The organism is Lactiplantibacillus xiangfangensis (assembly GCF_001438845.1).
GTDB lineage: Bacteria > Bacillota > Bacilli > Lactobacillales > Lactobacillaceae > Lactiplantibacillus > Lactiplantibacillus xiangfangensis.
The window spans coordinates 1-8,653 of the sequence record NZ_JQCL01000022.1 but is presented as its reverse complement, the minus strand read 5'-3'; the positions used below and the strand labels follow the sequence as shown (position 1 = coordinate 8,653).

The following is an 8,653-nucleotide window of genomic DNA, read 5'->3' as shown; positions in this document are numbered from 1 at the left end:
CTGGCAAACACCGTATCAGGTTATGCTGACAAATTTGTCCAAAAATTCGGATTAAACTTGCAATCTACAAAGACCCATAATTTATGGCTTCAATCAGTATATCGTAAATTATGAACTTCTTTAAAGTGATTTCATTATGATGTATATGGCATAGTTGCTTTTCTTAGTGTTTAGGCTTACTATTTTGCAGTGCCATATTTCAAGAAATGACTTTGGAGGCAAGTAATTATGAATAAGCAACTAGAACGTGTTTCCCTTGCAGGAGCACTAGTTACTTTAGGCATTGTATACGGCGATATTGGTACTTCACCATTGTATGTTATGAATGCATTGATTGGTGACGCTGGTAAAATGGAAAATATTTCTCCAGAATACGTCATTGGGTCAGTTTCTTTGATATTTTGGACATTAATGATTATTACAACGTTGAAGTATGTTGTCATTGCAATGCAAGCCGACAACAAGCATGAAGGCGGTATTTTTGCTTTATATGCCTTAGTTCGAAAAAATGCAAAATGGTTAATTTGGCCAGCTTTGATTGGTGGGGCAGCTATTTTGGCCGATGGAACATTAACACCTGCAGTAACCGTGACCTCAGCCATTGAGGGATTAAAAAAACAACACCTTGGCCCTGTGGTGTTTAGTAATTCTCAACATAACGTCTTGATTATCACAACAGTTGTTTTACTCGTATTATTTATGATTCAACGTTTTGGAACAGGTGTGATTGGGAAATCCTTTGGACCAGTGATGATTTTATGGTTTGGCTTTTTGGCTGTCTTTGGAATCGTTAATCTAATCAATTATCCAATGATATTGAAGGCTATTTCTCCCTATTATGCAATTAAGATACTCTTCAGTCCAGTTAACAAAGTGGGAATCTTTATACTTGGAAGTATCTTTTTGGCAACCACAGGAGCAGAGGCTTTATATTCCGATATGGGTCACGTTGGCAAGAAGAATATTTATGTAACCTGGCCACTAGTATATAGCACCCTATTTTTAAATTACTTAGGTCAGGGGGCTTGGATAATTAGACATGCAGGTGACACTGCTTACAGGCACTTATCGAACTTAAATCCCTTTTATGAAATGCTCCCAGGGCCTTGGCACCTAGTTGGCATTTTGCTAGCCACACTCGCTGCAATCATTGCCTCTCAGGCGTTGATTACGGGTTCTTACACTTTAGTCGATGAAGCAATTGGCTTAAAATTTTTACCTAGAATGGTTATTAGACATCCAAGTAATATAAAAAATCAAATTTATATTGCAACTGTTAATTGGATACTATGTATAATAACAATCAGTGTAGTCTGGTTCTTTGGTAGCTCACAAAAAATGGAGGCTGCGTATGGTTTAGCAATCACTATTACCATGCTTATGACTACCGTGCTTTTGCATGAATTTTTAAATAAACACCTAAATAAGGGAACGGCGCTTATAATTGCCTTGTTTTTTGGTTTTATTGAACTAATCTTTCTAATTTCAAGTTTGGTTAAGTTTATTCATGGCGGTTATGTTACCTTAACAATCATGTTGGGTATTCTTTATATTATGTGGCTTTGGTACTTTGGAAATAAACGAAGAGAACATTATGAAAAAGAAAGCGAGTATGTTTCACTTCTTGACTATCGTGATCAACTCTCTAAATTAAGCGCAGACAATACAATACCTTTGTTCACGACTAACTTAGTGTATATGACTAAGATTAAGGGTGATTACCAAATTAAGCGTAGTACCATGTATTCTATTCTCGACAGACAACCTAAAAGAGCTAAAGTTTATTGGTTTGTTACAGTCAATGAAACCAATGCACCTTATGAAAGTAATTATACAGTTGATTTACTTGAGACACATAATGTTGTTAACGTTCAATTGTACTTAGGGTTTAGGAAATCTCAATCCGTTAGTGTCTATTTACATCAAATTGTAAATCATCTAGTGGAACAAGGTATTTTAGAGCCACAAATACCCACGTATTCAACAGAGCGACAACGGAAAGTCGGCGACTTTAAGTTTGTTATTATAAAGGAACAACCAGCGGATTTAATTGTCAATGATCAGTTAAGCTCGTTAGATAGGAGATTGATTGGCGGACGCATCTATTTGCAGAAAATTACAGCCTCACCTATTTCATGGTATGGTTTGGAGTTTAGCAATGTTATAGAAGAAAGTTCTCCGTTATTTATTACTCAAGATCAGGATCAGTACTTAATCCAAAAGAAAATTTATCATCGAGATATTTTAAATAATCCTAAAAAGTAAACATTTAGTAGTTATGAAAATTAAGTAGTAACTCTTTTTATACTATTACAACCAGATTAACAGTTGCTGTTATTTAATTATGAATGCCAATAAAATATAATAGTCTTTCAGAAAAACGCATTAGAAAAGTTCTTAAACCCACTACCTGTGAATTTAAGGGCTGTTATTTTGCTTTTAATTTGTTATAGGGTTATTCAATGATCTAGGTAACCTCTATATTGGAATTTATATATTTCATGTTTCTGGACAAAAAACGTCGCTAACCTAGAACGAATCAGGTCATAACTTAACAGTTGTGGCCTCTTTTTTGATGCTGTATAATTAAAGGGTTAGAACCGTGTCATTACTTAATGACATAAATAAGGAGATAAAAAGATGAAATATGGCTATGCGCGGGTCAGTACCACTGATCAAAAATTAGCAAATCAAATTGAGTTACTAAAATTGGCAGGAGCAGAAAAAATCTTTCAGGAAAAGTTTACTGGCACAACTACTGAACGACCGGAGTTTCAAAAACTGTTGCGCGTTCTAAAAACAGGCGATACTTTGATTGTCACTAAGTTGGATCGGTTTGCACGGAACACGCGCGAGGCATTAGCCATTATCCAAGAGTTGTTTAAAGAAAATGTCAAAGTCAACATTTTGAATATGGGCTTAATTGACAATACGCCGACTGGACAACTAGTCTTTACAATATTTAGCGCCTTTGCGCAGTTTGAACGCGATATGATTGTCACGCGCACACAAGAAGGTAAATTGTATGCCAAGCAACATGATCCGTCATTTCGGGAAGGGCGACCGAAAACGTATTCTGATGAACAGATCAGATTTGCTTATGAGTTACGACAACAGGGGATGACTTATAAGATGATTGAACGAAAGACGGGGATTAGTAAACGCACGCAGCAGCGTCGATTTAAGTTAATTGAAAAAGATAGCTTCTAAATTTATTTAAGATGGCTTAAATTAGCTTAAACATGAATACTTAAATAATCGCTTACTAAAAAGATTACTGCTTGGTTTAAGTAGTCTTGAGAAATATTCATTTTGAAATTGGAGGCATTAAATTATACTAGCTTTCTATATAATATTAGTTGTGATAGGGTTCGATATGAACTACAAGAGGCCCGCTCAATTGTTAGTTGAGCAGGCCCTTTGTGGGTATTTTGATAAAGAGTTAGTCACTCTATGCTAATTATAAGTCTTAGTTTCCAAATAGAAACATATTTATCAAAATAATACAGTTTATACGATGGATGTTAGTCTCTACAATGTGTTTCATAGCAGTTGATAGTTACGGTTAAAAACCGTATGCAACAATTAATAAGAAATGCAAATTTTACTAGTCTTCATTATAAAATTTTCTTAGCTGTATAAAAGCCGGCGTTGGATTGAAGTCAATATTTGAGACAGATTTTAAGAGACATTCAGAACCGCGTTTACCTTCCACAGCTCAAATAAATCATTAATCGCGATTAATAACTTATTTGAACCCTGGAAAGCATTAAATCAGGCGGCCATTTGGCTCGTAAGTGTTGCAATTTCAACTTGTAAGGGGGTCTGGTAGCCCAGTGAACTATGAATTCTCTTCCTATTGTAGAAAGCATGCACATATTCAAAAAGGACGGCACTGGATAAACACATTCCTTTTTGAGGGAAGCGTGAAAGGATTCCATTGGCGCATTATCATACGGACAACCCTTACGGCTGTATGAGTGGCGGATATGTAGTTCAGTTAAACGTTGATTGTAATCATCGCTGGTATACTGTGATCCTAAATCCGTATGGATAATCAGGTCCCCAGTAATGGTTCGATTTTTAACCGCGCTTTCCAGGGTCTTTAAGACTAAATCAGTAGCCATCTTTTTTGAGAACGAATAGCCGATAATCCGTCGTGAGTGCAGGTCCATGATGGTTGATAAGTAACACCAGCTATTACGCTTCGTTTGAATATAGGTCATATCAGCGGTCCATTTTTGATTTAAACCAGTGGTCGAGAAATCCTGCTTAAGCAAGTTGGGACGCTGTTCAACCTTGGTTTTGGAAGCCGAAGCCGCTTTCCACTTATTGACGGTAACGGAGTGGATATCCAGTTCCTTCATGAGCCGGGAAATCCGTCGTGGACTGCACCGAAGCTGCAGTGGTTGAAGTTCCAGATTCAATTCATGGTGGATCTTCATAACACCGTATCGCTGCTTAAATTCCGCAAAGATCCGCAGAATCCGTTGTTTCAAGTCCGCATCTTCGGCCCGGCGTTTTGAAGGTTTGGGGGATCGATAACGATAATACTGAGCTCTGGAAACACCGAGGATTCGGCACATCTTGGTTACCTGGTGGTGATGGCTTTCTTGGTGAATGTAATCAAAGATATTGGTTACTTCTGCGCAAGGAAGCCCAGGGCTTTTTTTAGGATTTCGTTCTCCTCAGACAGCGAAGCCAGTCGCTTTTCCATCGCTTTGATTTCGTCTGGCGATTTACCGGATTGAGTTTTGGCCTGGCCCTGGATCCACTTATGAACTGTTGAATAGCCAATGCCATATTCTCTGGCCAGTTGGGCAGCTGATTCGCCTTGCTTATATAGGTTGATAATGTTTTGTTTGAATTCTTTGTCGTAACGAGTTGGCATGTAAAAATTCCTTTCTTTTGAGAGATGATTTATTCATTATACCCTCTCTTAAAAGTTGTCTCAGTAATCAGCTTACATCCAGGTCATTATTGAATATTTATTTGGTAAGGGTTCACTTCACAAAACTTCGATATACCGAAATTGTTTTCCAATTAATGATGCAAATTAGAGTTTGTTAGTATGGTGCCGAAGCAGATATACTGCAGTGGCTAAAAGCAAAACAGACGCGCCAACAAATACAGATATACGTGTATCTGGGTTTATAAACATGAAGACTACAATAACCAACAACATTGCAAATGCAAAATAATTCGAGAATGGGTAGAGTGGTAGCTTAAATGGATGACATGACAGCAACTGAGGGTTGTTCTTCCGAAACCGCAATTCAGCTAGTAGAATAACGAACCAGGGAACCATACCTGGTAAAACTGAGGAACTGAAGACGACTACGAACAAGTTGGATGCTGAGCTACTGTAAGTTGATGCGAATGTATCCACAATAAATCCTAATAATATTCCTCCAGATATACCTAGAATGGCGGCATCTGGCACAACTCGCTTAGATAATCTACCTAGAATTTTGGGTGCATCACCTTCGTGAGATAATTTAAATAACATTCGACTTGATGAGTAGATACCCGAGTTAGCACCGGATAAGGCCGCTGTTAATACTACAAAATTGATAACTGATGCAGCTGCAGTGATGCCAATTTTTGCAAAAGTTGACACAAATGGCGACCCAATGTTGGCCAACTGGTTCCACGGATAGATTGTAATGATTACAAAGATAGCGCCAACATAGAAAATCAAAATACGAAATAAAACGGATTTAACGGATTTAATAATGGCTATTTGTGGATTATCAACTTCTCCCGCGGAAATTCCTAGTAGTTCGATACCCTGGTAGGAACCGACAATAATCGACATTGAAAAGAAAAATCCCGATATGCCACCGGTAAAGAAACCACCATGTGACCAGAGATTACTAATTCCAATAGGATGGCCGCCGTTGCCCCACCCAAACAATATTAGGCCAAGACCCAGTAAAATCATGGCAATAATCGTTAATACTTTGATCATTGCAAACCAAAACTCTAATGATCCATATGCCTTGGCGCTAACAAGGTTCGCGGCAACCAAAAATATAATGATGATCACTCCCGATGTAAGCGCGTTAATGTGGGGCCACCAGTACTTCAAATACTCAGTTGCAGCGACAACTTCCGACATTCCAACAATAATATATTCAAATATGTTTGCCCACTTAGCTAGATACCCTGCTAACGGGTGTACATATTCAGTTGCATAATCAGCAAACGATCCTGTCCCAGGGTTTACATAGATCATCTCACCCAACGCTCGCATGACAATATAAAGTATCAGTCCAACAAACATGTAGGCTAGTAACACCGATGGCCCGGTCCACTTAATTGTCGAAGTGGACCCCATAAACAGGCCAACCCCGATTGCTCCTCCAAGAGAAATCATTTCCATCTGTCTCGCGGTCATTGATCGTTGTAATTGAGGTGTTTCCTTTAATTCTTGCTTCAAAATTTCCTCCATAGTAAGTTTGCAAGGGACACTTTATGGATAAATCCGTTAATGTAAGTATCTTCTTGCAGAGTTAATTTAAACGCCATTAGCATCATGGTACGTAAACCTGTTTTTAGGTGAGAAAACCATGATTCTCCCTAAACACGAACCGAGTTCGTCTTGTTATAAATCAGCAATAAGTAATGAACAGTGACTATGAAAGCTTGATTTTTTATACATTTAATAACTAGGGTCTCTATAGTGGTTACTGTTACAGTTAATTAAACTATGCAAAATCCAGTAACCCCAACCAGTAAAATGTCCGATTGTTGGCCCCAAATATTTTGAAATGAATGAAACAAAAGTATGCTGTGTAAAACACGCATAAAACATCTCACCAATAGCCCGCATCATAAAGAAGAAAAATAACCCTAGTGTTAAGTAAACTAACATTACTGACGGCCGGTTTTACTAATCGTACTACCCAGATCTGAGGAACAGTCCGGTACCAATTGTTCCAGCAATTGCAATTATTTGAAAGTTTCACATGACGAGTGTTTAAAGATTGCATGGGTTCATCTTGATTCTTAAAAATTTTTGATTTCATATAGAGTTTTCTGAAATATGATAAGAAGATTGGCTTTTAATTAGGAATTCTCATATTATACCACTGTTTGTCATGTGTCACTATTCATGTCATGTTTTTTGACATGTTACTCAATCCAACCACCAATAATAATTTAAGCACTCGTTATTAACAATTCTTAGGACTCAAATTGAACTCCTTTGAACCAACCTAAATTCAGTTGGTAACTACTGGGAAATTAGTCTAAATTAACGTATTGTCAGTGATCCGTCAAAAACAATTAATAGTGATTCACTGCATTATTTTGCGGGGGAAAATTGAGCACAATTGCAAATTTTTTCAAAAATGATAGCTGTATTTCCCTTTAGTGTTTACCTTAAACGTATTTAGAAAAGATATTCACCAAAGACACAGACATCTTTCCAGACAAGATGAAAGCCAATTTTAAAATGAGTGAAAGTTAATATGAATTCATATTTTCTTATTATCCTTGACACGCGTTCAACTACGCATAATAATTACTATTAAATTTATATGAGAAACTAACGAGAAGATGAGTAGGACAGTCACCATCCTGAGAGAGTTGCCATGTGGTGCAAGGCAACGTTGGGAACTGTTTGAAGATGGTCTTTTAAATTGTCTCAGTGCTGAGCTAAGGCTAGGTGCTGGCGGGAACGCCCGTTACAGCGTTAGGGTGTACCCTATCGTATCCACTTGTAAACTCAACAAACGCTAGTAACAAATAAGTGACCCGGTGGCCATTTTTAAATGGATTTCAATAAGGTAGCTTAGTGGGATCTTACGTGTAGTAACTTGAAATGGAGACGAAATATGAATTGGCAAAAAATTTGGGCGGTAAATAAATATTGGGTAATGTCGAAATCACAGCAACAATATGACCACATTCGTTTATTGGCAAAAAATAATCAATGGACGCCACAAAAGTCACAAGAGTTAGATAAAATTCTTGATTCACTCGGGTCAGTTTCACCAACAAGAAAAACGTTAGTAACGACTTATCAACATATCTGGGGATATTTCAAGAAGAAATGTACCGATGAAGAGTTACATCAATATCTGAAGCTTTTAGATGAGCTACAACCTGATAATGATAGTCTCGGTCCTTTCTTAGTTCAATTAACTGCCAAATACCAAATTGATTACCTCCAAAAATCTAGACTTATAATTGAGCTTAACGAAAGAGAAGGCCAATCAATTTCTAAGAATTAGACTTTTAATTCACCGGTTCCAATCAATTATGCCTTTGAAAAGAACGATTAGCGTTGCCCAACAATTCAGCCACTCCAAAATTGATTGCTAAAATTAGGACTAACCAAAGAAGTGTAATCAGAAATTGCTGGTTACTTGACTATCTTTCAGAATATTTGCACCAGAATCGAAAGAAGTATAGGCATAACTTCATGGACGCAAAAACGCCTCACCACTGGATTTGATTCCGGCGATGAGGCGTTTTTTAGTATGTGCTGTATTTGTATCTATAATCCAATGCGCTCTCAATCCTTGAAATATCAGCTGCATCAAATTCCTTTTTTGCCATCTGTACCGATGATAAGAAGTCTTTGTTTTTTTGGTAGATTGTAAAATTAATCCGAACGCTGTTCGGACAAAAAAGATCAGCTTCC

At 37.4% G+C, this 8,653-nt stretch carries 6 protein-coding genes and 1 pseudogene; 3 read left to right on the top strand and 4 right to left on the bottom strand.

Annotated elements, in window-relative coordinates; translation table 11 throughout:
- Positions 1 to 228: 228 nt before the first annotated feature.
- Together IV64_RS02385 and IV64_RS02380 are read left to right on the top strand one after the other, a co-directional pair.
- Entirely contained in the window at positions 229 to 2,265 is a 2,037-nt protein-coding gene (locus tag IV64_RS02385; protein ID WP_083491541.1) for a KUP/HAK/KT family potassium transporter, read from the top strand.
- Positions 2,266 to 2,640: 375 nt separating this feature from the next.
- Positions 2,641 to 3,210, top strand: a complete 570-nt coding sequence (locus IV64_RS02380) for a recombinase family protein (RefSeq protein WP_057705573.1) — start codon at positions 2,641 to 2,643, stop codon at positions 3,208 to 3,210.
- Positions 3,211 to 3,740: 530 nt separating this feature from the next.
- Here the strand turns inward: IV64_RS02380 and IV64_RS14625 are convergent.
- From IV64_RS14625 to IV64_RS14275, 4 genes and pseudogenes are all read right to left on the bottom strand, one after another.
- On the bottom strand, positions 3,741 to 4,622 hold the full coding sequence (locus IV64_RS14625; RefSeq protein WP_272946835.1) for an IS3 family transposase: 882 nt from the start codon (positions 4,620 to 4,622) through the stop codon (positions 3,741 to 3,743).
- A 17-nt stretch (positions 4,623 to 4,639) separates the two neighbouring features.
- Entirely contained in the window at positions 4,640 to 4,891 is a 252-nt protein-coding gene (locus IV64_RS14620) for an IS3 family transposase (RefSeq protein ID WP_002816285.1), read from the bottom strand.
- Positions 4,892 to 5,056: 165 nt separating this feature from the next.
- Complete coding sequence (locus IV64_RS02365; RefSeq protein ID WP_191982884.1) at positions 5,057 to 6,454, bottom strand: amino acid permease; 1,398 nt, start codon at positions 6,452 to 6,454, stop codon at positions 5,057 to 5,059.
- A gap of 264 nt (positions 6,455 to 6,718) precedes the next feature.
- Positions 6,719 to 7,031, bottom strand: a pseudogene (locus IV64_RS14275) (amino acid permease); the annotation flags it as partial.
- 810 nt (positions 7,032 to 7,841) lie between these two features.
- On the opposite strand from IV64_RS14275, the gene IV64_RS02360 reads away from it, so the two are divergent.
- Positions 7,842 to 8,240, top strand: a complete 399-nt coding sequence (locus IV64_RS02360; RefSeq protein ID WP_003586778.1) for a DUF1722 domain-containing protein — start codon at positions 7,842 to 7,844, stop codon at positions 8,238 to 8,240.
- Positions 8,241 to 8,653 lie beyond the last annotated feature (413 nt).

Bases quoted from the DNA above. Each gene is read 5' to 3' on its own strand.
- IV64_RS02385 (WP_083491541.1), top strand. From the start codon at position 229: ATGAATAAGCAACTAGAACGTGTTTCCCTTGCAGGAGCACTAGTTACT.
- IV64_RS02380 (WP_057705573.1), top strand. From the start codon at position 2,641: ATGAAATATGGCTATGCGCGGGTCAGTACCACTGATCAAAAATTAGCA.
- IV64_RS14620 (WP_002816285.1), bottom strand. From the start codon at position 4,891: ATGCCAACTCGTTACGACAAAGAATTCAAACAAAACATTATCAACCTA.
- IV64_RS02365 (WP_191982884.1), bottom strand. From the start codon at position 6,454: ATGGAGGAAATTTTGAAGCAAGAATTAAAGGAAACACCTCAATTACAA.
- IV64_RS02360 (WP_003586778.1), top strand. From the start codon at position 7,842: ATGAATTGGCAAAAAATTTGGGCGGTAAATAAATATTGGGTAATGTCG.